This window comes from Parvimonas oralis, from assembly GCF_047608425.1.
GTDB lineage: Bacteria > Bacillota > Clostridia > Tissierellales > Peptoniphilaceae > Parvimonas.
The window spans coordinates 610,293-633,658 of the sequence record NZ_JBLKRS010000001.1 but is presented as its reverse complement, the minus strand read 5'-3'; the positions used below and the strand labels follow the sequence as shown (position 1 = coordinate 633,658).

19 protein-coding genes, 1 pseudogene and 2 CRISPR repeat arrays (1 of these 22 only partly in view) are annotated in these 23,366 nt (G+C 26.7%); of the genes and pseudogenes, 19 read left to right on the top strand and 1 reads right to left on the bottom strand.

Annotated features, from left to right (window positions below):
- Positions 1-122: a CRISPR direct-repeat array (repeat unit 30 nt; unit sequence GTTTAAATAGAAACATACTGTAATGTAAAT); it reaches 576 nt to the left of the window's first position.
- Between the two features lie 216 nt (positions 123-338).
- From ACMX2D_RS03055 to ACMX2D_RS03035, 5 genes and pseudogenes are all read left to right on the top strand, one after another.
- A complete protein-coding gene (locus ACMX2D_RS03055) occupies positions 339-899 on the top strand; it encodes a hypothetical protein (RefSeq protein ID WP_414972653.1) in 561 nt (186 codons plus the stop codon).
- 100 nt (positions 900-999) lie between these two features.
- Positions 1,000-1,485 (top strand): hypothetical protein, encoded by a 486-nt coding sequence (locus tag ACMX2D_RS03050; RefSeq protein WP_414970615.1) that lies wholly within the window; start codon positions 1,000-1,002, stop codon positions 1,483-1,485.
- A 398-nt stretch (positions 1,486-1,883) separates the two neighbouring features.
- A pseudogene (locus ACMX2D_RS03045) lies at positions 1,884-2,087 on the top strand (alpha/beta fold hydrolase); the annotation flags it as partial.
- 33 nt (positions 2,088-2,120) lie between these two features.
- On the top strand, positions 2,121-2,627 hold the full coding sequence (locus ACMX2D_RS03040) for a hypothetical protein (protein ID WP_004833183.1): 507 nt from the start codon (positions 2,121-2,123) through the stop codon (positions 2,625-2,627).
- A 40-nt stretch (positions 2,628-2,667) separates the two neighbouring features.
- Positions 2,668-3,558: a CRISPR direct-repeat array (repeat unit 30 nt; unit sequence GTTTAAATAGAAACATACTGTAATGTAAAT).
- 206 nt (positions 3,559-3,764) lie between these two features.
- The gene (locus tag ACMX2D_RS03035) at positions 3,765-4,466 is read left to right on the top strand and encodes an HAD family hydrolase (RefSeq protein ID WP_414972652.1); all 702 of its coding nucleotides are present in this window, start codon (positions 3,765-3,767) and stop codon (positions 4,464-4,466) included.
- A gap of 67 nt (positions 4,467-4,533) precedes the next feature.
- Here ACMX2D_RS03035 and trmB read toward each other — a convergent pair whose 3' ends face one another.
- A complete protein-coding gene (gene trmB, locus ACMX2D_RS03030) occupies positions 4,534-5,169 on the bottom strand; it encodes a tRNA (guanosine(46)-N7)-methyltransferase TrmB (protein WP_414972651.1) in 636 nt (211 codons plus the stop codon).
- Between the two features lie 234 nt (positions 5,170-5,403).
- On the opposite strand from trmB, the gene ACMX2D_RS03025 reads away from it, so the two are divergent.
- From ACMX2D_RS03025 to ACMX2D_RS02960, 14 genes are all read left to right on the top strand, one after another.
- The gene (locus ACMX2D_RS03025; protein ID WP_414972706.1) at positions 5,404-7,929 is read left to right on the top strand and encodes a ribonucleoside-diphosphate reductase subunit alpha; all 2,526 of its coding nucleotides are present in this window, start codon (positions 5,404-5,406) and stop codon (positions 7,927-7,929) included.
- 12 nt (positions 7,930-7,941) lie between these two features.
- Positions 7,942-8,991, top strand: coding sequence for a ribonucleotide-diphosphate reductase subunit beta (locus ACMX2D_RS03020; RefSeq protein ID WP_414972650.1), 1,050 nt, complete (start codon positions 7,942-7,944; stop codon positions 8,989-8,991).
- Between the two features lie 148 nt (positions 8,992-9,139).
- A complete protein-coding gene (locus tag ACMX2D_RS03015) occupies positions 9,140-10,120 on the top strand; it encodes a metal ABC transporter solute-binding protein, Zn/Mn family (RefSeq protein WP_414972649.1) in 981 nt (326 codons plus the stop codon).
- A 9-nt stretch (positions 10,121-10,129) separates the two neighbouring features.
- The gene (locus ACMX2D_RS03010) at positions 10,130-12,043 is read left to right on the top strand and encodes a hypothetical protein (protein ID WP_414972648.1); all 1,914 of its coding nucleotides are present in this window, start codon (positions 10,130-10,132) and stop codon (positions 12,041-12,043) included.
- Between the two features lie 534 nt (positions 12,044-12,577).
- On the top strand, positions 12,578-12,862 hold the full coding sequence (locus ACMX2D_RS03005; RefSeq protein ID WP_004833192.1) for a co-chaperone GroES: 285 nt from the start codon (positions 12,578-12,580) through the stop codon (positions 12,860-12,862).
- Between the two features lie 11 nt (positions 12,863-12,873).
- Entirely contained in the window at positions 12,874-14,505 is a 1,632-nt protein-coding gene (gene groL, locus ACMX2D_RS03000; RefSeq protein ID WP_414972647.1) for a chaperonin GroEL, read from the top strand.
- 76 nt (positions 14,506-14,581) lie between these two features.
- Positions 14,582-14,845: a hypothetical protein gene (locus ACMX2D_RS02995; protein ID WP_414972646.1), complete on the top strand. Its 264-nt coding sequence runs from the start codon at positions 14,582-14,584 to the stop codon at positions 14,843-14,845.
- 9 nt (positions 14,846-14,854) lie between these two features.
- Positions 14,855-15,934 carry a ribonuclease E/G gene (locus tag ACMX2D_RS02990; RefSeq protein WP_414972645.1) on the top strand — a complete coding sequence of 360 codons (1,080 nt, stop codon included), beginning with the start codon at positions 14,855-14,857 and terminating at the stop codon, positions 15,932-15,934.
- Positions 15,934-17,250: a 23S rRNA (uracil(1939)-C(5))-methyltransferase RlmD gene (rlmD, locus tag ACMX2D_RS02985; RefSeq protein ID WP_414972644.1), complete on the top strand. Its 1,317-nt coding sequence runs from the start codon at positions 15,934-15,936 to the stop codon at positions 17,248-17,250. The genes ACMX2D_RS02990 and rlmD overlap by 1 nt, the downstream gene beginning before the upstream one ends.
- Before the next feature lie 39 nt (positions 17,251-17,289).
- Positions 17,290-18,141 carry a hypothetical protein gene (locus tag ACMX2D_RS02980; protein ID WP_414972643.1) on the top strand — a complete coding sequence of 284 codons (852 nt, stop codon included), beginning with the start codon at positions 17,290-17,292 and terminating at the stop codon, positions 18,139-18,141.
- A 117-nt stretch (positions 18,142-18,258) separates the two neighbouring features.
- Positions 18,259-20,157 carry a hypothetical protein gene (locus ACMX2D_RS02975; RefSeq protein WP_414972642.1) on the top strand — a complete coding sequence of 633 codons (1,899 nt, stop codon included), beginning with the start codon at positions 18,259-18,261 and terminating at the stop codon, positions 20,155-20,157.
- Positions 20,158-20,165: 8 nt separating this feature from the next.
- Entirely contained in the window at positions 20,166-20,501 is a 336-nt protein-coding gene (locus ACMX2D_RS02970) for a hypothetical protein (RefSeq protein ID WP_414972641.1), read from the top strand.
- A 43-nt stretch (positions 20,502-20,544) separates the two neighbouring features.
- Entirely contained in the window at positions 20,545-22,029 is a 1,485-nt protein-coding gene (locus ACMX2D_RS02965; RefSeq protein ID WP_414972640.1) for a hypothetical protein, read from the top strand.
- Positions 22,030-22,075: 46 nt separating this feature from the next.
- A complete protein-coding gene (locus ACMX2D_RS02960) occupies positions 22,076-23,284 on the top strand; it encodes a diaminopropionate ammonia-lyase (RefSeq protein WP_414972639.1) in 1,209 nt (402 codons plus the stop codon).
- The last annotated feature ends 82 nt before the right edge of the window (positions 23,285-23,366 follow it).

Genomic DNA, 23,366 nt, shown 5'->3' with positions numbered 1-23,366 from the left:
GAGCTTTTTTAGAAAGTTTGAATTGTTTAAATAGAAACATACTGTAATGTAAATTCATGTGGTACATAGTCTAGCCCGTTTGCGTGATATGAGTTTAAATAGAAACATACTGTAATTTCGTAGGATAGTCATATTTTTGACATTGAGATGGCGATTCAAGTCTTGTTTGTGAGTAGTGAAAATGTCATTACTATATTGCTAATCCTAATAGAGTTATTTCTGTATTTTGATTAGCAATTATGCTATAATATAAAAAAATATACAAAACTAATTATATAAATTATTTCGTATTTATTATTTGACACATTGGAATGGTAAAGTTTTAGGGGGTCTGTCTTATGAACGAATTTAATAAGTACAAAATACTAAGTGCGGGAAAAGCATTTGGACATAGGGCTAAAATTGCTTTATTATTACTTGATAGCAGTACAGCTTATGAAGAACTTAAAGAGGAAGCTACACAGACTTCAGTTGCTGGAAGTTATGATTGTGTAGGTGGTTTTCCTGCTGAAATACTTGAAAGAATAATAAAGGAATTGATATGCCGTGATATATGGTATTTGCCTGACAATGTAAAATTTTGGGACAGGCGTTTTGGCAGTCTGTTTGAGATAAAGTTTTTTTGTTATGATAATGATGTAGAGACTTGGAGTAAGATACTGAATAAATTCTTTGTAAAGCTACAGTGGATGCCAAAAAGAGAAGATTATAGTTCAACAAAAAGTTTCAATAATGCTTGGGGATATTTTGCAGAACTTTTAGCAGTTGTAAAAGAAAATAATCATCCTGAATTCAATGATTATTATGAGATTGCAATTAAAAATGGGATGAATGAAACAGTATTTGAAAAAAAACTAAAAATGTTGTCTGAAATAAAAGAGTCATTTATTAAAGGTTAAATAAATTAAGTTTGGAATTAGAGCAGGGTGTACTATAGGAGCAACTATATTTTTTGATTGCACTAAGTAGTTTAACATATATAGGAGGGGCTATATTAAAATGGATATTTTATTTTTACAAGTAGTTTTATATTGTCTATTATTCACATTATTAGTGGCTTTGTCATATAGAGGTAATGCGATTAATATTGTATATTTTTATCCTAAATCCGTTATAGATAAGGTTGTTGAATTTAGTTATACAGATTATAAAACAGTTAAAAGAAATAAGGTTATATTTTATTCTTTATTTATTATTTTAATGTTTGGAAGTTTGATACTAATTGTTGGATTGTGGAATAAAATCAATGATTTTAAACAGGCATTTATTCAATTAAATATTTTTCTTCAATCTTGGAATATCTTTGATGGAGCGGTTATGGATATTTTATGGACTAAGAACAGCAAAAATTTAAAAATCAAAGGCATAGAGGATAGTGAATATATACCTAGTGTTTTAGATGTAATTAAAAAGAGAATTATTTTTATTCCTGTTTTATTTTTAGTGGCTTTAATTTTAGCTAAAATCATTGTACTTATATATTAAATTATTTGGCAGTATATAATGAATAGTTTGTTTTAAACTGAATCAATAAGATCATAGAAAAGATATACTTTTATGATTAGAACAAGATTAAATATTATTGATAGTTTTTTAAAAAATATAATAGTAATATAAAGCGCAAATATTATTGGATGTAAATTGAAAAATTATGAATCCATTATTTTACAAAAGGATGTAATGTAATTTCTTTCTTTAATAATTCTTTAAATACATTAGTTAGTTTAAATAGAAACATACTGTAATGTAAATTGCGACATTGCTTGAAGTGCTTCTGAAAGATAAACTGTTCAAAAAGAAACTAAAAGAATTTTTAAATTATTCCACTTTAAGGATTGATTAGATAAGGGGATATAGGAAAAAATTTTTTTACCATAATTCAAAAAACTATAGATAATTTAAGAAAATTTTCTAACCCGGTCTTGTTTTGACGTGGAAGTGAAGAATCTATTTCAGCTAAGGGTGAAAAGAAATTGAAAGGATATCTGCCTAAAATTTCAACAGAAGTTTTTGAAAGTATGTGACACGGACAATTTTTGCACGAGTATCCGAAAGAATATGCATATAAACTGAAAATATTTTTGTAAGAATAAAATTAAACTATAGGAGAAATAATTTAGATGATTAAGACGCTTATTATGTTGGGACTGGTGTGTCTATTAGCTATATTTATGATGATGGACTTTATTATTGTGATTCCGAAGTTCGGCTCTAAACATTTTGGTGCACCTGATGATATAAAGGAAATGATGGAGAAGATACCGGACAGAGCTTCTTGGGTGAATATAATTGGTGTATGTATTATGATAGTCGGATTTGTTGGAGTAATAGCGGTTTTTATATGGGCTATGGTTGATACGGTAAAAACTGATATGTCTTTTTTTGGTGCATTCATCAGATTTTTCATTATCACTGAAGGATATAAATTATTTGATATCATATTTTTTGATTATCTTATGCTTACAAAGTTAAAGTTGCCTGCAAAGATTTACCCTGAAACTGCCGGAGCGAAGGGATATGACAACTTTGGATTCAATACGAAAAGTCAAATGAATAAGCTTATTATATTTTGTGTTGCAAGTATTCTTTTAGCATTCATTTTAACGGTAATTATTCCATTAATGTAAATAAATATATTTGATAAATTTCATTAACACCGAACTTTTTGTATAGATGGAAACATAATGTAATGTAAATACTATGAAATATCCGTCAAACATTGTTCCGTCGTCGTTTAAATAGAAACATACTGTAATGTAAATTGACAATACGTCATAACAGTATCAATTATAAGATATGTTTAAATAGAAACATACTGTAATGTAAATCACTTCCACAAGATGATATAAATTTAAGTTTAAATAACGTTTAAATAGAAACATACTGTAATGTAAATTTAAAACATATTATAGCACAAAAACGGATAATAATAGTTTAAATAGAAACATACTGTAATGTAAATAGTTTAGGAACAATTCTAACAGAAAGATCTATAGAGTTTAAATAGAAACATACTGTAATGTAAATATTGAATTAATATTGCATCTAGGAAACAATGTTTTTAAAGTTTAAATAGAAACATACTGTAATGTAAATTTTCGACTTCAAGTTCGTTGTCAACTTCTGCTGCTGTTTAAATAGAAACATACTGTAATGTAAATCTTCATAAACTTGCACAATACAAACTTTGGGAATATGTTTAAATAGAAACATACTGTAATGTAAATTTTCTTGCTGTTATTTTAAATGTATCGCCGATTAAAGTTTAAATAGAAACATACTGTAATGTAAATCTCATAATATAGAAGGTTTAACTATAAGAAATTATTTGTTTAAATAGAAACATACTGTAATGTAAATAAAAAACAATCTTTCTTTATGAAAGAAAAAGAGGTTGGTTTAAATAGAAACATACTGTAATGTAAATTGTCTAGTTTTTATAGTGTTTACAAAACTATTCATGTTTAAATAGAAACATACTGTAATGTAAATAAAAATGAAAGTTATAAAAGCGAGTAGTAAAAAGATGTTTAAATAGAAACATACTGTAATGTTAATGTTAAGGAAAAGGAAAATATCAATCAATTATTAACAATACATTATTTTGGGAAAATTTTTAATGTTTAATATATTTATTTTATTCATTTGCTAATTTGTAAAAAAATAGGTTATAATATATTTATTCTTTAAAATACTTTAAATTTTGAATTAATATTACTTTTTATATAATTTTTGATGTAATTAGTAATATATTTGGAGGAAAAATGAAAGCTATATTTTTTGATTTGGATGGAACTTTGCTTCCTTTAGATGAGAAATTATTTGTTGATATTTATTTTGCGGAATTGTCAAAAGTTTTTTCAGAGTATAATATTGATAGTAAGAAGCTTGTTGAAACTATTTGGACTGCAACTCATGAAATAATTAAAAATGATGGAAAGAGAACTAATGAAGAGGCCTTTTGGGATAAGTTTAATAGTAATATAAATATTGATTTATCTAATGTTAAAGAAGTATTGAAAAAGTTTTATGCAAATGAGTTTTTTACTAAGTTAAAAAAGTGTTCAACTGAAAATAGTTTGGCAAAAGTTGCCGTTGAACTTGCAAAGAAGAATGGAAAAAAAGTTGTTCTTGCTACTAATCCGGTTTTTCCTATAGATGCATTAGTTAGATTGAAATGGACAGGACTAGATATTGATGACTTCGATTATGTTACTCATTATAGTAATAGTTCTTTTTCAAAGCCAAATCCAAAGTATTATTTAGATTTATGTGAAAAATTGGATGTTGAACCGAAAGACTGTTTGATGATTGGAAATGATGAAAAACAAGATATATTTGCTGCGAGTAGTGCAGGGATGAATTGTTATTTAGTAACGGATTATCTTTATACTTATCCTGAATGTAAAGTAAATTGTGAAAAAGGAAGTTTTGAAGATTTAATTGAAAAGTTAAAAACTTTATAATTTGAATGTTTATAAATTAAAAAGACAACAATTGTATGAATTGCTGTCTTTTTGTTTGTTTTTATAATTATTTCTTCTTGGCTATTAAGAATTTTATTTTTATTCCTAATGATTTGAATTTATTTTCGTATTCTGTTTCTATGTTTTGTGGATAGTCAAAGTTTGCTAAGTCATATGTAATTAGTATTACTTCAAATCCATTTTCGTTAAAGTATTCCAAACTTGCTTCGAACAAATCATCATCATCTGTTTTGAAGTGGATTTCTCCTTCTTCAATGAGTAATTTATTATATTTTGCTAAAAAGTTAGGATGGGTTAATCTTCTTTTATGATGTCTTTTCTTTGGCCAAGGGTTACAGAAATTTATGTAAATTCTGGATATAGAATTTTCGTTAAAAAACTCATCAATTTTTTCAATATTTGTAGGAATTGCACGAACATTTGATAATTCCAAATCTCTAATTTTTCTGGTTGCATATACAATTGCATTTGTATCCAAGTCCAATATACAATAATTAATATCTTTGTTTACATCAGCAATTTCACTTATAAATTTTCCTTTTCCACAACCAAGTTCAAGATTTATTGGATTGTTATTTTTAAATTCTTCATTCCATTTTCCTTTTAAGTTCTCTGCATTAAATATTACTTGGGCATTTTCTTTCATTTCCGGAACAGCCCACCATTTTTTTCTAAGTCTCATAATTTTCCTTTCATAAAAAATTTTTATCATTACAAATATTATATCATATTTTTTTATTATATTCTTAGTTTAAGAAAAATTTAAAAAATTTTTTACTACTTGTAGTGATATTTTTATATACACCAAAATATTTTTATAAATACCGTTAAACATACTATATATAGTAAAAAATAAAACTTGATTTCTATATATATTTTGTTTTATAATGGGTATAAATTTGCGGAGGTGATTTTGTTGAGGATTATAAAGAGAGATTTATCAGAAGTATCATTTGATATTTCTAAAATAGAAAATGCAATTTATAAAGCATTTATTAGTGTTAGTGATGAAGATAAAAAGGTACTTTCAAAACAATTGGCAGAAGAAGTTTTAGAGATTATTCTTAAAGATAAAGATGAAAGTTCAAATATAACTGTAGAAGAAATTCAAGATTATGTTGAAAAAACATTAACTAAAAATAATCATTATGAAACTTTAAAAAGTTATATCTTATATAGAGAAAAGAGAAATTCACTAAGAAAAGAATTAAATTCTTTTAGAGAATATATTGAAGATGAAAGTTTGATTGAAGTGCTTGCAAAAATTCAAAAAGATTTTTCAACAGAGGGTTATGAGCTTGACAGATTATGTAGAAAGTTCTTATCCTTTGTTAAACCGAGTTCAACTTTGAACGAAAAAGTTGAGCTTTTAATAAAGGCATCTTCAGAACTAACTTCAAAGGAAAATCCAAATTGGGAATATATTTCTGCTAGAATTTATGCTTATAAAATTCATAAAGAGATTTCAAATTATGAAAAAGAATGGCATATTGTTGATTTTAAATCAAAGATACAAGTTTTAACAAAAGCTAATTTATATGGGGAGTATATTTTAGAAAATTATTCAAATGATGATATTGATGAGCTTGAAAAGTATATAGATAACAGTAGAGATGAGTTATTTACTTATTCATCTTTAGATTTAGTATATAAGAGATATTTAATTTGTGATTCGCATAAAAAAGTAATTGAAACAATGCAGGAAATGTTTATGGGTATTGCTATGCATCTTGCAATTCCTGAAAAAGATAGAGTTTCCTTTGCTAAAAAAGTTTATGATGTGCTTAGTAATTTAAAGGCAACTGTGGCGACTCCTACAATGTCAAATGCGAGAAAGCCATTCCATCAACTTTCTTCTTGTTTCATAGATACAGTTCCTGATACTTTAAAAGGAATTTATAGAAGTATAGATAATTTTGCTCAAGTTTCTAAACATGGTGGCGGAATGGGATTATATTTTGGAAAAGTTCGTGCCAATGGTTCAGATATTCGTGGATTTAAGGGTGTTGCAGGTGGTGTTATCAGATGGATTAAACTTGCAAATGACACAGCTGTTGCTGTTGATCAACTAGGAGTTAGACAAGGTTCTTGTGCTGTATATTTAGATGTATGGCATAGAGATATTCCGGAGTTCTTAAATCTTAGAACAAATAATGGAGATGACAGAATGAAAGCTCACGATGTTTTTCCTGCTATTTGTTTCCCTAATTTATTCTGGCGTTTAGCAAAGGAAAATATCAATTCTAATTGGTATTTGTTCTGTCCGCACGAAGTAAAGGAAGTAATGGGCTTTTGTTTAGAAGATTTTTATGGAGAAGAGTGGGAAGAAAAATACAGACTTTGTATTAAAGAGCCAAGACTTGATAAAAGAATTTTAACTGTAAAAGATTTAGTTAAATTAATTCTTAAGAGTCAAGTTGAAACCGGAACTCCATTTATTTTTAATAGAGATAATGCAAATAATGCAAATCCAAATTCACATAAGGGAATGATTTACTCTTCAAATCTTTGTACTGAAATAATGCAAAATATGAAAGAAATTTTAGATGTTGAAGATAAAATTTTACAAATTGATGGAGAAGATCATGTTGTAACTGATGTTAAAGCTGGAGATTTTGTAGTTTGTAATCTTGCGAGTTTAGTTCTTGGAAATATTGATTTACAAAATGACGAAGAAATGGAATTTGTAGTTTCTACAATGATTAGAGCATTAGATAATGTAATTGATTTAAACTACTACCCAACGCCTTTTGCAAAAATAACTAATGCAAAATACAGAGCAATTGGGCTTGGAACAAGTGGGTATCATCATGCTCTTGTAAAAAATAAAATTATGTGGCAAACAGAAGAACATTTAGAATTTATGGATAAAGTTTATGAAAAAATAAATTATTTTGCTATTAAAGAAAGTTCAAAGATTGCTGAAGAAAAAGGAAGTTATAAATATTTTGAAGGTTCAGAATGGCAAAATGGAAAATATTTTGAAAAAAGAGAATATAATTCTAAAGAATGGATTGAACTTAAAGAAAAAGTTGCTAAAAACGGACTTAGAAATGCTTATCTTTTAGCAGTAGCTCCAACAGGTTCAACTTCAATTATTGCAGGAACTACAGCGGGTGTAGATCCTGTTATGATGAGATATTTCCTTGAAGAGAAAAAAGGTTCAATTATTCCGAGAGTTGCTCCTGATTTAACTCCTGAAACATTTTGGCTTTATGAAAATGCACACGAAGTGGATCAAACTTGGTCTATAAAAGCTGGTGGAGTTAGACAAAGACATATTGATCAAGGACAAAGTTTAAATCTTTATATCACAACAGACTATAAGATGAGTCAAATTTTAAATCTTTTGATTTTATCTTGTGAAGTTGGTTTAAAGAGTATTTATTATATAAGAAGTAAGAGTTTAGATATTGAAGAATGCGATAGCTGTTCTGCATAGGAAGGAGATATTATGGAATTAAATAAAAAAGCTCTATTTAATGAAAATGGAGATATTGAATTATCAAAAAGAAAAATGATAAATGGAAATACAACAAATTTAAATGATTTTAACAATGTGAAATATACTTGGACTACTGAATGGTACCGTAATGCCATGAATAATTTCTGGATTCCGGAAGAAATCAATTTATTCCAAGATTTAAAAGATTATAAAATATTGGATGAATATGAAAAAACTGCTTTTGATAAAGTTTTAAGTTTTCTAATATTTTTAGACAGTATTCAAACTGCAAATCTTCCATATATTGGAGAGTATATAACAGCAAATGAAATCAACCTTTGTCTTACTATCCAAGCTTATCAAGAAGCTATCCATTCACAAAGTTATGGATATATGTTAGATAGTATATGTTCTCCTGAAGAAAGAACAAATATCTTATATCAATGGAGAGATGATGAACATCTTCTTGCAAGAAATAAATTCATTGGAGATTTATATAATGAGTTCCAAGAAAATAAAGATCCATACAGTTTAGTAAAGACAATGGTTGCAAATTATATTCTTGAGGGGGTTTACTTCTATTCAGGATTTATGTTCTTCTATAACTTAGGAAGAAATGGAAAAATGCCTGGTTCAGTACAAGAAATTAGATATATAAATAGAGATGAAAATACTCATCTTTGGTTATTCAAAAAAATGCTTTTAGAATTACAAAACGAAGAACCTGAATTATTTACAGAAGAAAAAGTTGCTGTATATAAAGATATGATTAAAACAGGTGTAGAACAAGAAATAGCTTGGGGAAAATACGTGTTGGGAGAAAATATTCCCGGTCTTACAATGCAAATGGTTGAAGATTATATAAAATATCTTGGGAATTTAAGAAGTACAGCTTTAAATTTTGGAAAACTTTATGATGGTTATGATGAAGAACCTGAAAGTATGAAGTGGGTTAGTGAATATTCTGATCCAAATGTAATAAAGACAGATTTCTTTGAAGCAAAACCTTCAGCTTATTCAAAATCAAGTGTAATAGATGATGATTTAGACGATTTATAAAATTTAAAAACTACTTAATTGATTTTTCAATTAAGTAGTATTTTTTTTTGTAAAAATTTTGATTTTAACTATTGAAAAAATAAAAAATAAGTAGTATAATATTAACACAAATAAGAATTATTTGCATTAAAAAATAAAGGGGATTTTTATGAATACAAAATTTAAAAAAATTATTTCAATTATTATGATTAGTTGTATGTTTTTAGTTGCTTGTTCATCCAATAAAGACGAAAAAACTAAAGAACAAAAAACCACTGAACAAAAAGGAAACAAAAAAGTTATTTATACTACTTTTTTCCCTGTAACTGATCTTACAAAGAGAATTGTCGGGGATAAAATGGAAGTTAAAACAATAATAAAAGGAAATCAAGAACCACATTCCTTTGAACTTAAAGCGGGAGATATGCAGGAAATAATAAAAGCAGATTTGATTATCTATAATGGTGCGAATATGGAGTCTTTTATTTCTGCTATTGAAGATACTGTTAAAGATAAAAACAAGTTTTTAAATCTATCACAAGGATTGACTTTGCTTGAAAGTGGCGATGGATTGGAAGAAGAACATAATCATGGCGATGAAAAAGAAGATAGCCATGGACATGATAAAATAAATCCACATACTTGGCTTAGCGTAAAAAATGCAATTATTCAACTTGATACTATTTATAAAAAAGTTTCTTCTATAGATCCTGAAAATGAAGCTTATTACAAGGAAAATCTAAAAAAAGCACAAGATGAATTTAGAGCTTTAGACAAAAAATTTGAAACAGAGCTTTCAAAAGTTACAAGTAAACAAAAATATTTTGTTGTAAGTCACGCTGCTTTCAACTATTTAGCAAATGATTATGGATTAAAGCAAGTTGCAGTAACAGGTATATCACCGGAAGATGAACCATCAGCAAAGCAACTTCAAAAAATTGCAGACTTTGTTAAGAAATATAAAATAAATACAATTTTCTTTGAAGGAAAAGCAACTCCAAAAGTAGCAGAAACTCTTGCTAAAAATACTAATACAAAAACAGATACTTTATATACAATGGAAAATTTGACAGATGAAGAAATTGAAATGGGATATTTAAAATTAATGGAATTAAATTTAAATGCTTTAGTTAAATCTTTTAGTGAATAGGGAGAAATTATGAGTAAAAATTTAAAGAATAAAATTTATAAAATGAATTTGATTTTAGTTTGTAGTGCAATTTTACTTACAAGCTGTTCAAAAAAACAGGAAGAAAAGGAAAAAAGTTCTACTAAAAAATTTGAATTTGTAGAAAAAGAAACGAATTATAAAAAAGATGAAACTACAGAAGTTTTAATTGATGCGGAAATAAAAAAAGAAGATATAGTTAGGTCATATAAGCACGGAGACCATTGGCATGTTTTTACTAAAGACGGTAAAGAACATATTACTTATACAGATCCTTCAAAATTAGGTGATGGAAATTCACTTTCTCTTGTTAGTGTTGTTTCAAAGAGTAAGTTGAGAGGATTAAATGTAACATCAATTTTAAAACACGGGGACCATTGGCATGTTTATACAGCAGATGGAAAAGAATATTTAACTTATGAAAATCCATCTAGTATGTTTCCTAATATTACTGTTGGAACTTATGTAGGCTCACATAGTTCTAGTAGGAATAGAGGAAATTCAAATAACTATTCACATGCAAATATTATTGAAGAGAAAAAAGATAGAGTTGTAAAAATTTTAAGACATGGAGATCATTGGCATATTTATACTGAAAGTGGTAAAGAGTATATTAGTTATACTGATCCTACTTCAAAATATCCAAATGCAGAAGTTGGAGAATATAAAGGAAATCATTCAGATTCCCAAGATAATACAGAAAATGAAAAACCAAATGTTCCAAGTGCTAGTGAAAAATTATTTGAAGCTAGAAAGAATCTAAACATAGTAAATGTTTTGGGAAAAAATCCTGTTGATAGATATGATATAGTAAAGATTTTAAAACACGGAGACCATTATCATATTTATGATTCAAAGGGGAATGAAGGAATCACATATACTAATCCAAAATCACTTTATCCTGAAGCTGAATTTGGAGAATATCAAGGTAATCACGGAGATGAAAATAAAAAACCATTTGAATGGCCGAAAGGTGTAACAAAAATTGTAGATCATGGAGATCATTGGCATTTATATATTGGAGATAAGGAAGTTGGAGTTGTTCACGAAAACCCAAGAAGTCATTATCCTGATGCAGAATATATCAAAGAAGGAAGTGACCATTCTGATATTGGTGTAGATGAAAATGAATTATTTACTTATGAAAGTGTAAAAGCGGAAATAAAAGATAAAGTAATTCCATATCTTGACAGTAATCTTAGAGCAATGAGACATTATGGAGATTTAAATACAACATTAGCTGTTTACGGCTCAAACGGGGAAACTAAAGGAATTTTTTATTGGTTACATGGGAATCACTATCATGCAATAACTATAAAGCAAATTATTCAAAATGCTAAAGCAGGTCAATATGGAGATTGTACTGCAAAAGAAATAGTATCTGCTCTAAAATATATAATTGAAAATCCAAATGCAGAAATTGAGTCTAAAATAACTGTTGATAGACAAGAAGTAGTGAAATATCTTATGAAAGTTTATAATCTTGAAGATGAAACAGATGTAAATATTATTGGAGATATTGCTTATGTTTATATAAATGATGAGACATTAACATTTAGTTTAGCTGATTTTGAAAAAGTAAATGGAGAGATTAGATATAAAAAGAAATTACCTGAAGCACCAAAAAAAGCTGTTTCAGATGATGAAGATGAAGAAGATAATAATTACATTCCTAATTTTGAGGATAAAAAAGCTGATGAAAATAAAGATGATAAAAACTCAAATAAGGGTAAATCTCTAAAATCAGAAGAAAAAAATAATATAAAGGAAGATTCAAATAAAGATATTGTAGAAAATAAAGAGCTTAATAATTTAGATAAAAAAGTTGAAGAAAAGAAAGTAGAAGAAAAATCAAAAACTGAAAATCAAAAAAAATCAGAAGAAAAGGAAAATGAGAAGAAATAATATTACAATTTAATTAATCTTCTAAATTTAAAATCACTCAAATAGAGTAAAATCTAATTGAGTGATTTTTTGATACTAAAAGTTACTTATAGTTTACAAGTTAGAATGTAAAAAATATTTCACGTCACTTTTCTTTGAAATGAAAATCCAACAATACGTCATCTCGACCGAAGCTAATCTAGTCCTAACTTTGTTTACTTGTAAACAATAGTAGGTCTGACGGAACAATTATATCTTTAGATATAATTGTACTGGAGATCTCACACTAATTGGGTTAAGATTTCTGTTATATTAAATATTATATGTGAATAAATTGATGATATTTCTTTAGATGTTGTTATCAAAATTATCATAGATTGCGAGGAAAATTATTGAATTAGTTATTAAAGAAAAAAATAAAATCAGATAATAAAATATTTTAAAAAACTTTTTTCTAAATATGTTTATAAATTATGTTTTATGTGGTATAATATATTTGTAATCAATTAGCACTCAAGTTAATAGACTGCTAATAACTTTAATAGGAGGGATATTATGAAATTAAAACCAATAGGAGATAAATTAGTTATAGAAATGGTTGAGGTAGAAGAAAAGACAAGTTCTGGAATAGTACTTCCTACTTCTGCTAAAGAAGCACCAAGTGTAGCAAAAGTTTTAGCAATTGGTGATGAAATTTTAAAGGATGAAGATAAAAAAGATTTAATTAAAGTTGGAGATAAAATAATTTTCTCAAAATATGCAGGAACTGAAGTTAAACTTGATAAAAAAGAATATATTGTTGTAAAAATTGCTGATGTTTTAGCAGTTGTTGAAGATTAGGAGGTTTTTAAATGGCTAAAGAAATTAAATTTAATGAAGACGCAAGAAAAGGAATGGAATCTGGTATTAATAAACTTTCAAATACAGTTAAAGTTACTCTTGGACCAAAGGGAAGAAATGTAGTTTTAGATAAAAAATTCGGTTCACCACTTATTACAAATGACGGTGTTACTATTGCAAGAGAAATTGAATTGGAAGATCCTTATGAAAATATGGGAGCTCAACTTGTTAAAGAAGTTGCAACTAAGACTAATGATGTTGCAGGTGATGGTACAACTACAGCAACACTATTAGCTCAAGCAATTATTAGAGAAGGTTTAAAGAATGTTGCAGCAGGAGCAAATCCAATGATTATTCAAAAGGGAATTAAAAAAGCAGTTGATAAGGCTGTTGAAGGAATTAAAGAATTTTCAAAACCTGTTGAAACAAAAGAAAGTATTGCTCAAGTAGCATCAATTTCTGCAGCTGATGAAGAAGTTGGAAAATTAATTTCTGATGCAATGGAAAAAGTTGGAAAAGACGGTGTTATCACTGTTGAAGAATCTAGAAGTATGGGAACAACTTTAGAAGTTGTTGAAGGTATGCAATTTGATAGAGGATATGTTTCTCCTTATATGGTAACTAATACTGAAAAAATGGAAGCTGAACTTGAAGATCCATATATTTTAATTACTGATAAAAAGATTACTAATATTCAAGAAGTTTTACCTGTATTAGAACAAATTGTTCAACAAGGAAAACCACTTTTAATTATTGCTGACGATGTAGAAGGCGAAGCAATGGCAACTCTTGTTGTTAATAAATTAAGAGGAACATTTAACTGTGTAGCTGTAAAAGCACCTGCATTTGGAGATAGAAGAAAAGATATGCTACAAGATATTGCAATTTTAACAGGTGGTACAGTTATTTCAGAAGATTTAGGATATGAATTAAAAGAAACTTCTATTGAAATGTTAGGTAAAGCAAGAAGAGTAACTGTTGGAAAAGAACTTACTGTTATCGTAAATGGTGCTGGAGAACAATCAGCTATTGAAGAAAGAGTTGCTTTAATTAGAAATCAAATAGAAATAAGTGATTCTGAATATGATAGAGATAAATTACAAGAAAGACTTGCTAAACTTGCTGGAGGAGTTGCAGTAATTCAAGTTGGTGCAGCTACTGAAACAGAACTTAAAGAAAGAAAGTTAAGAATAGAAGATGCACTTGCAGCTACAAGAGCAGCAGTAGAAGAAGGTATTGTTCCTGGCGGTGGAACTGTATTATTAAATGTAATTCCAAAAGTTAAAGCACTTCTTGAAGGAACTAATGGAGACGAAAGAACAGGTGTTAATATAATTGTTAAAGCACTTGAAGAACCGGTTAGACAAATTGCAATCAATGCAGGTTTAGAAGGTTCAGTTATCGTTGAAAATGTTAAGAATGCTGAAGTTGGAATTGGTTTTGATGCTTTAAGTGAAAAATATGTAAATATGCTTGAAAATGGAATTGTTGATCCTACAAAAGTTACTAGATCAGCACTCCAAAATGCATCAAGTGTTGCATCAATGGTTTTAACAACAGAAGCTGCTGTTGCTGATGTAACTAAAGATGAACCAATGGGACAAATGCCTGGCGGAATGAATCCTGGAATGGGTTATATGTAGAAAGTAGTTAACTTATAATTAGATTTATGGTAAAATAGAACTTGGATAAACCAAGTTCTTTTTTTATGGAGTTTTTATGATTAAATTATTTTTTAATATTATGTTTTTAATTAGTATTTCTATTTTAGTGATACATCAAAGTTTTTATTATTATCAATTTAATAAGATTTTTAAAAAATTGAAGATATTAAGTGAAGAGAAAAATATAAGAGAAGACAGAAATTTAATTTTAGAGTATAATTATAATCTTGCACAGCTTAATTATATTTTTTGTGTATATTTTTGTGGGTTGTTGAAAAAAATTCTATATAAAAAGAATAATTTTGAATATGTTGAATAGGAGAAAGTTTTGAAAGATTATTTATTTATATACAAAGATGAAGAAAAAATTGAATATGGAAAAGTTTTAAATTCAAAATTAAACTCCTATTTTGTAAAAGCATTTAGTGATTTTGAAATTGGAGATATTTACAGAGTAAGAGTTGTAAAAAAAGTTGATGCATTACAATGCTTTTTTGTAGAACTTAAAAATGGAAAAAATGGATTTTTAGACTTTAAAGATACCATTGGCGAAGTAAAAGTTGGAGATGTAATATTTGTTGAGATTTACAAAATAAATGCGGGAGAAAAAGCACCTAATGTTTCGATGAATTTCTCAATTTCTTCAATGTTTTCAGTTATATCTTACAAAAACAGAGAAGATATTTTGATTTCAAAAAAATTAAAAGAACATAATTTTAATTTGGAGAAGATAAAAAATATAAAATCAAATTTTTCAGTAAAGTTGAGAACAAAAAGTGTCGATTGTGATGAAGACACTTTATTGAATGATATAAGAAAAAATGTAGAAAAAATGCAAGAAATAGTAGATATTTTAAATAATTTACCAGTTCCGAAATTAATCTACAAAAAGGAGAATTTTTTAGAGGATTTTTTATTTGAAAATGAAAAATATTCCTGTGTATTAAATGATAAAGAACTTTATAAAAGTTTTAAAAATAATAAATTTTTGAAAAATGAATTGATGTATGATGAAGAATATTCTCCAAAATATGATTATAATATCGGAGTATATCTTGAGGGATTAAATAAAAAAACAGTTGAAGTTGAGGATATAAATATAGTTATAGAGGAAACGGAAGCACTTACAGTAATAGATGTAAATTCAATGAAAAAAACAAATGAAATAAATAAAAGTAAAAATGCATTATCTGTAAATTTAATATCAATTGAAGAAATCATAAGACAGATTTCTTTTAGAGATATTTCTGGAATAATTATAGTAGATTTTATAAATATGAAAACAAAAGAAAAAGAAATTTTGGAAGAAAAAATTAAGGAAATACAAATTTTTGATAATAAGATTTGGAATTTTCATGGATTTACAAAACTTGGATTATATGAAATTACAAGACAAAGAGGAAAATAATGGAATTAAAAAATTTAGAAATAATTGACAATACCAATGAGGGACTTGGAGTTGCAAAAAGTGAAGAGGGAATAGTTTTTGTAAAAGGTGGACTTGTAGGAGATATTGTCAATGTTGAAATAACTCAAAAAAAGAAAAATTTTTCTAACGGATATGTAAAAAAATATTTGAAATATAGTGAATACAGAGAAAATCTATACGATGAAAAACTAACAGATATCTATCATTTTATAAATTTAAAATATGAAAAAGAACTCGAATTAAAGAAAAAGATGTTTTTAGACAGCCTTAGAAAAAATACAGGCATAGAATTAGAAGATGTTGAAATTTTAGAGAATAAAAATAACTTAAATTATAGAAATAAAATTGAATTAAAGATAAATGAAAATTTTGAACTTTGTTACTGTGTTGATAATGGGGAAAGTAAAATAAAACTTGAAAATTGTCCATTAAGTTATGATAGTATAAATAAATTTCTTCCGTTTTTACAAGAAAAATTAAAAGAATTTAAGGTTAAGTCCTATGATGTAAATACTGATGATGGAATTTTAAAAAATATCAGCATAAGGTCAAATTACAATTCTGAAATTATGATTACAGTTGTTGTAAAAGAAAATATAGTAGAAGCTCAAAATTTTGTAAAAAGTTTAAATGAATATGAAAAATTAGTAAGTGGATATATAAATATAAACCCTAAAAAAGCAAGTATAATTATGGGACAAGAAAGTAAATTAATATTCTTAAAGAAAAATTTTACTGATAAAATAGGAAAATATGAATTTAATATTTCCCCAAAGAGCTTTTTCCAAGTAAATAGATTTCAAACTGAAAATTTATATAAAATAGCCAAAGATTTTTTAGGAGAAAACAAAGATAAAAATTTATTGGATTTATATTCTGGAATAGGAACAACAAGTATATATTTTTCAGAAAATTTTAAAAAGGTAATCGGTGTAGAAGTTGTAAAAGATGCAGTAAAAGACGCTAAAGAAAATTTAAAACTAAATGATGTTAAAAATGTTGAGTTTTTATATGGCAAAAGTGAAGAAAAAATTGAAGAAATACTAAAAAACAATAATATAGATATAATTTCCGTAGATCCTCCACGAAAAGGACTTGATAAAAAGGTTGTAGATACTATTATCAAAAGTAATATTAGAAAAGTTGTATATGTAAGTTGTAACGGAGCGACACTTACTAGGGATTTAAAACTTTTTATAGAAGGTGGATTTGAATTAAAGAAAGTAAAACTATGTGATATGTTTAGTAAAACAGCACATTGTGAAGTGGTAGTTGAGATTGAGAAATGTATTTAAAATAAAGATTTTTGAAATTGAGAGGAAGTGCTATGATAAGTGAATAACAAATGGAAAACTAATAATATAGTTAGTTTATCTAATAATATTAAAGAATATACTGAAGAGGCTTATAAATATATTTGTGAAAGATTTTCATTTATTCCAGCCTGTTATTTGGACAGTTTAGATGCAAATATAAATCCAATAAATGTTGTTAAAACACTTAAATATGATGTAGACGGCTCATTGGGATTTTCTACTAACTATACTCCAGATGAATTAATTCAAATATATAAGAATTGTTGGAAAAACGTGTTATCTATAAAGATTAGTAGAAAAACAAAATATAATTATTATACTGCCGAATGGACATCAAAAGATTGGGGGAAGGTTAGTGGAGATGTTATATTTAGTTTTCCTAAAGAAAAACTTTTAGATGAATTTGAAAGAATAGGTGTTAAAAAAGATTATCTAAAAATATTAGCTAGATTATGTTATACAATTGGTAATTTTATTCCAGTACCTAAAAAAGGTAGAGGAAAATTATCAGCAAATTCTCTTCATTCTTATCATAGAAGTTATATTGGAGGTCAACAATGGGAAAGATTTGATAAATATCTTTATGATTCTTGTTTTAATATAAATGATAGTAAATATAAAGAGTATTACAACAATTTTGGAAAATACTATAATGAATTGTTGTATAATGAAAACTATTTTGATGACTGTATAATTAAAAATAATAAAATCATAGATTTAGTTACGTTAAAAGTTTGTGATGATGGTAAATTTTCCGAATTAAATTCTAAAGAATTAGTAGAATCTTATATTGTTAACATTTGTGCATGCATTATTATTAGAGGCAATAAAATGAAGAACAAAATGAATAGAATTATTAATAATGATTAGTCAATATGTAAAAGGAAAATTTATCAAGCTAAAAATAAATTTAGAAAAAATTAAAATTTGTATTATATAAGGTTAAGGTTTGTAAAAATGTATATATTTTTACTAGGAGAGGTAAATATGAATAAAAATGATGGAAAAAATGAAATAATGAGAAAATATTTATTTAAAATGAATACAAATTATAAATATTATTTAAAGGATGATTTACCTTTTAAGAATATTGGAAATGCAATAAATAAATTTGCTAAAGGATTAGATAAAAATACTATTATTGGTTTTTATGATACTAGTCTAATAGGAAATGGTAAACGAGGATATATTTTTACTGATACAAAAATTTATTTTAGTCAAGTATTTAAAAAGAATAAGATATGGTATGATGATATTAAATCTGTAGAAATAATTAATACTTCTGAAAAAGATAACTTAAATAAGATAAAAATTAATTTATTTGATGGAACAGAAATAATATTGAATGATAATCTCATAAATAAGACTCCTTTATGTGAGTTTCTAAATGAAATTATCAGATATAATAATAAATATGAAGATTCAAGTTTTAAAAGTATTAAATTAGATAAAGTAGATATTTTTGGAGCAACATCAGGAGGTATATCAACAGGAATTTATGGTCAAGTAAATAAATTATATGATGAAGAAAAATTTCATGCAAAGCAGGGACATGGATTTGCAGCTGAAAGAGCAAATTCTTTATATGATAAATTGTTAGGAAAAGATACAAAAATTGTTGGCGATGATAATATCAAAAATGGAGCCGATCGTATTATTGATGGAGTAATGATTCAGTCAAAGTATTGTAAGACTGGCAAAGCTTGCATTAATGAATGTTTTGGTAAAGATGGTATGTATAGATATATTGTTGATGGAAAACCAATGCAGATAGAGGTTCCATCAGATAAATTTGATGTGGCAGTACAAGCTATGGCAGAAAAAATACGTGAAGGAAAAGTTCCAAATATTAATAATCAAAGTGAAGCAAAAAATATTATTAGGAAAGGTCATTTTACTTATGAACAAGCAAAAAATATTGCAAAAGCAGGAACTGTTGAATCTTTAACATATGATGCAGTAAATGGTGTAGTAATTGCATCTTCATCAATCGGAGTAACAGCATTAATTACTTTAGCTACTAATTTATGGAATGGAGAAGACTTTGATAAATCTTTAAAATTAGCAACATATTCAGGATTAAAGGTTGGAGGAACAGTATTTGTTACAACTATAATTGCAAGTCAACTAGCTAAAGCTGGATTAAATAGTGCATTGGTAGGGAGTTCAGAAATGATTATTTCTATTATGGGACCTAAAGCATCAGTAGCTCTAATAAATGCATTCAGAAATGGTAGTAATATATATGGAGCAGCTGCAATGAAAAGCGCATCAAAACTGTTACGTGGCAATGCTATAACTGCAGGAGTGACAGTTGTTCTACTTTCATCATTTGATATTGCAAATGTATTTAGAGGTAGAATATCAAGAAAACAATTATTTAAAAATTTAACTAATACATCTACTACAGTTACAGGAAGCATAGGAGGATGGCTCGTTGGTTCAGCAGTAGGTTCTACTGTTCTACCAGGAGTTGGAACTGTAATTGGCGGATTAGTAGGCTCTGTTACTGCAGGAGGTGCTGTAAGCAAGGTTTCAAATGCTGTTCTTAGTAATTTTATTGAAGATGATGCAAATGAAATGGTAAATATATTGCAAACTGAGTTTGAAAATTTAGCACAAGATTATTTGTTGAATCAAAAAGAAGCTGAAAAGTCGGTTGATAAGCTTTGTGAAAAATTAAATGATAAACTTCTAAAAGATATGTTTGAAAGTGATGATAGGAATAAGTTTGCAAAGAAAATATTGACAGAAATTATAAAAAATGAAACTAAGAATAGAAAATGTGTATCTTTAAATGAAGAACAAATAGCTATTTGTTTGAGGGAAGTCTTAGAGAGTATTGCAGATAATTTTGAAAGAATAGATAATATAAATATTGAATAGGAGTTTTTATGGAAAAATCAGAGATAATTACAAAGATTAATGATTACATAAAAATTAGAGAAAATAAGATTATTGAAATAAGTTTAATTGTAAATAATCTTTCATTTCTTAATTTGAGAGATAAATTAATAGGATTAGGAAAAATTTTAGAGGAGAATTATAAAAAATATTATTATGTGATTAAAGTTCCTGCGGGTGTTGCTAACAAAAACTCAGCTATTGTCTTTATATTGTGGAACAATGATATCATTTCAATTTTTTCGTATGCTAAAGAAGGTTTAATAAATCAACATACTGCATCTAAAGCTATTGAAAAAGTAATTGATAGATTATGTAATAATTAATAGTAAGTATTTAGAGAATAATTAACATTTTAATGGAGTAATTATGGATAATTTAGGTCTTTATCAATTTATAAATAAGTGGAAAGATTATATTACTAATGTAAGTGATTATGAATTTAAGAAAAATTTTAATAGGATGTTTGAAGAATATCGAAAGTTAGATATTTTTGAAAATTCTGGTTTGCGTTTTTCAAAGAATTTCTTTAGAAAAATTAAATCTCATATTAAATTAAAATATGTTATAGAGTATTATTTAGATTTAGCTGCTCTTACATCAATTTTACTAATTAAATTTAAAGGTTTTAAATATTGTAGAGATATAAAGGAATATCGCTTATGTATTGATTGTATGTTTACTCATATTCTTAATGTTTTAAAGATGAATCCTTTTTCAATTGGAAAGAAAATAAATGAAATAAAAATAACTTCAAATAATGTAGGTTATAGATTTCCAAATGAAGAGCTTAAAGAGATTGAACAGAATATTTTTATAAATATTAATGGAGATGTCTGTGTTTCAAATTATTATTATTGGAAAAAGCAAAATGAAAGTACAAGTATAAAGAATTTTAAAATTGATGATAAAAAAGTAAAGAAAATTTTTAAGCTGATTTCTAAATTTTTAGAAGATAATTACGTTTATTACAGTTTAGAACATTCAAAAGAAATTGGATATTGGCAAATGGAACTTACAGATTCAGATTATGAAAGTTATAGATATGAAGGTAATTTAAGATATAATATAAGAGTTGATGGAGAAAGTCTTTCCGAAAAAATTAGAGAAATATTGAATTACGATAATTTACTTTTATTTGATAATTATGAATATGATAAAATTAATAGAATTCAGTTGAATTATAAAAAAGTTAAAAATGTAAATAATAAGGACATAGTATATATTGAAGAACTAATTTTAGATAGGGATAGCAATTCTATTGAACATACTCAGATAAGCGATAATGTAAATTATTATATGAAATTAAATGTAAATAAACATTTTAAAGATTTATTAGAGGATTTATATAATCCAAATATGCTTGAGACTAGAGAACAAAATGATAATTTTGTTGAAATTTCTAACGAAAAAAGAGATTATGAGATGATTGTAGATTTTAAAAAATCTCCTAGAAAAGTTATTAAAGGCTCTTATGATAAGGAAGGACTTCCTTATGAATGGAAAGATATAATTGAAGAAATTAAGAGTTTTATGATATATTTTTATAAAATTGAAGTTTTAAGTAAGGATTTTTATGATAAGCCAAGACGTGAGTATGGAGAATTAATTTATTGCAAAGTTGAATTTAGAAATTCATATAAATACTATTATTATATAACTACAGATGATTCCATCAGTGAGGGAGATTATGTTTTAGTTCCTGCAGGAGATAAAAACAAAGTGGAAATAGTGGAAGTTAAAAGTGTAGAATATTATAAGGAAAAATATGTTCCTTATCCACTTAATAAAGTAAAACATATTTTAAGAAAATGTACTGAGGATGAATTAGATGAAATAGATGATGAATATTAAATTTTAGTTTTATAGTTTTGCAGTCAATTTGAAAGGAGATTTTAAAATGGATAGTAAATTTGAAAAGATAAAAGTTCTTGAGAGTTCAAATACAAAAAAAGAATTGAATATAAAATTATATGGTGATGAACAGGCGAATGCTGTATTGAAATTTCATAAACAAATTGAGGAATATAAAAAAACTCCACTCGTTTGTCTTCATAATTTAGCTTCAAAGTGGAATGTTGGTGCAATCTATGTAAAAGATGAGTCAAAGCGTTTTTCACTAAATGCATTTAAAGGACTTGGTGGAAGTTATGCGATGTTTAGAATTTTATGTGATGAATTAAATCTTAATCCGGATACTACAACTTTAAATGATTTATTATCTGAAAAGTATAAAAAAAGGCTTGAACAGATTGAATTTGTAACATGTACTGACGGAAATCATGGAAGAGGTGTGTCTTGGGCATCAGGATTATTTGGATGTAAAGCTCATGTATATATGCCTTATGGAACAGCGGAAGTTCGTGCAGAAGCAATTCGTAAAGTTGGACCTGCTGAGGTAGAGATTATAGATTTAAGTTATGATGATACAGTAAAATATGCTTTAGAAATGAGTAAAAAGTATGGTTGGATATTAATTCAAGATACTTCTTGGGATGGATATGAGAAAATTCCGACATGGATTATTCAAGGGTATCTCACAATGGCTTATGAAATTACTGAAGAGTTAGAAAACTTAAATGTCATTCCTACACATATTTTTTTACAGGCAGGAGTTGGCTCAATGGCTGGAGGAATGATTGCATATTTTGTAGAACATTATAAAAATAACAAACCTATATTTATTATTGTGGAGTCAAATGTTGCCGATTGTATTTATCGTTCTGCTGAGATAAGCGATGGGAAATCTTATTCTGTTGGAGGCGCACCAACGACTATTATGGCAGGATTGAATTGTGGAACAACTTGTAGTCTTATTTGGCCAATTATATGGAATTATACTGATTTTTACATTTCCGGTTCTGATGAAATGGCAGTTGATGGAATGAGAGCCTACGCCTTTAATAAAGGAGAAGATTTAAAAATTATTTCTGGAGAATCAGGTGCTTCAACAATGGGTGCATTACTTGGAGTTTTGGCAGAACCTTCTATGGAAGAGATGAAGAAAAAAATGAAAATAGATGAAAATTCTGTTATTCTTTTGATTAATACAGAAGGAGATACTGATCCGGAAAATTATAGAAGAGTTATAGAAGGAACTATTAAATAATAAACTAATTTTTAAATTACTAATTGAATAATATCATTATTATTTTGGGTATAAATTCATTACATTTATATATAAGAAAAAA

What these genes read in the sequence shown, in the direction of transcription:
- ACMX2D_RS02995 (WP_414972646.1), top strand. Translation starts at nt 14,582, where the DNA reads ATGATTAAATTATTTTTTAATATTATGTTTTTAATTAGTATTTCTATT.
- ACMX2D_RS03055 (WP_414972653.1), top strand. Translation starts at nt 339, where the DNA reads ATGAACGAATTTAATAAGTACAAAATACTAAGTGCGGGAAAAGCATTT.
- trmB (WP_414972651.1), bottom strand. Translation starts at nt 5,169, where the DNA reads ATGAGACTTAGAAAAAAATGGTGGGCTGTTCCGGAAATGAAAGAAAAT.
- ACMX2D_RS03020 (WP_414972650.1), top strand. Translation starts at nt 7,942, where the DNA reads ATGGAATTAAATAAAAAAGCTCTATTTAATGAAAATGGAGATATTGAA.
- ACMX2D_RS03010 (WP_414972648.1), top strand. Translation starts at nt 10,130, where the DNA reads ATGAGTAAAAATTTAAAGAATAAAATTTATAAAATGAATTTGATTTTA.
- ACMX2D_RS02970 (WP_414972641.1), top strand. Translation starts at nt 20,166, where the DNA reads ATGGAAAAATCAGAGATAATTACAAAGATTAATGATTACATAAAAATT.
- groL (WP_414972647.1), top strand. Translation starts at nt 12,874, where the DNA reads ATGGCTAAAGAAATTAAATTTAATGAAGACGCAAGAAAAGGAATGGAA.
- ACMX2D_RS02965 (WP_414972640.1), top strand. Translation starts at nt 20,545, where the DNA reads ATGGATAATTTAGGTCTTTATCAATTTATAAATAAGTGGAAAGATTAT.
- ACMX2D_RS02975 (WP_414972642.1), top strand. Translation starts at nt 18,259, where the DNA reads ATGAATAAAAATGATGGAAAAAATGAAATAATGAGAAAATATTTATTT.
- ACMX2D_RS03015 (WP_414972649.1), top strand. Translation starts at nt 9,140, where the DNA reads ATGAATACAAAATTTAAAAAAATTATTTCAATTATTATGATTAGTTGT.
- ACMX2D_RS03005 (WP_004833192.1), top strand. Translation starts at nt 12,578, where the DNA reads ATGAAATTAAAACCAATAGGAGATAAATTAGTTATAGAAATGGTTGAG.
- ACMX2D_RS03035 (WP_414972652.1), top strand. Translation starts at nt 3,765, where the DNA reads ATGAAAGCTATATTTTTTGATTTGGATGGAACTTTGCTTCCTTTAGAT.
- ACMX2D_RS03050 (WP_414970615.1), top strand. Translation starts at nt 1,000, where the DNA reads ATGGATATTTTATTTTTACAAGTAGTTTTATATTGTCTATTATTCACA.
- ACMX2D_RS03040 (WP_004833183.1), top strand. Translation starts at nt 2,121, where the DNA reads ATGATTAAGACGCTTATTATGTTGGGACTGGTGTGTCTATTAGCTATA.
- ACMX2D_RS02960 (WP_414972639.1), top strand. Translation starts at nt 22,076, where the DNA reads ATGGATAGTAAATTTGAAAAGATAAAAGTTCTTGAGAGTTCAAATACA.
- rlmD (WP_414972644.1), top strand. Translation starts at nt 15,934, where the DNA reads ATGGAATTAAAAAATTTAGAAATAATTGACAATACCAATGAGGGACTT.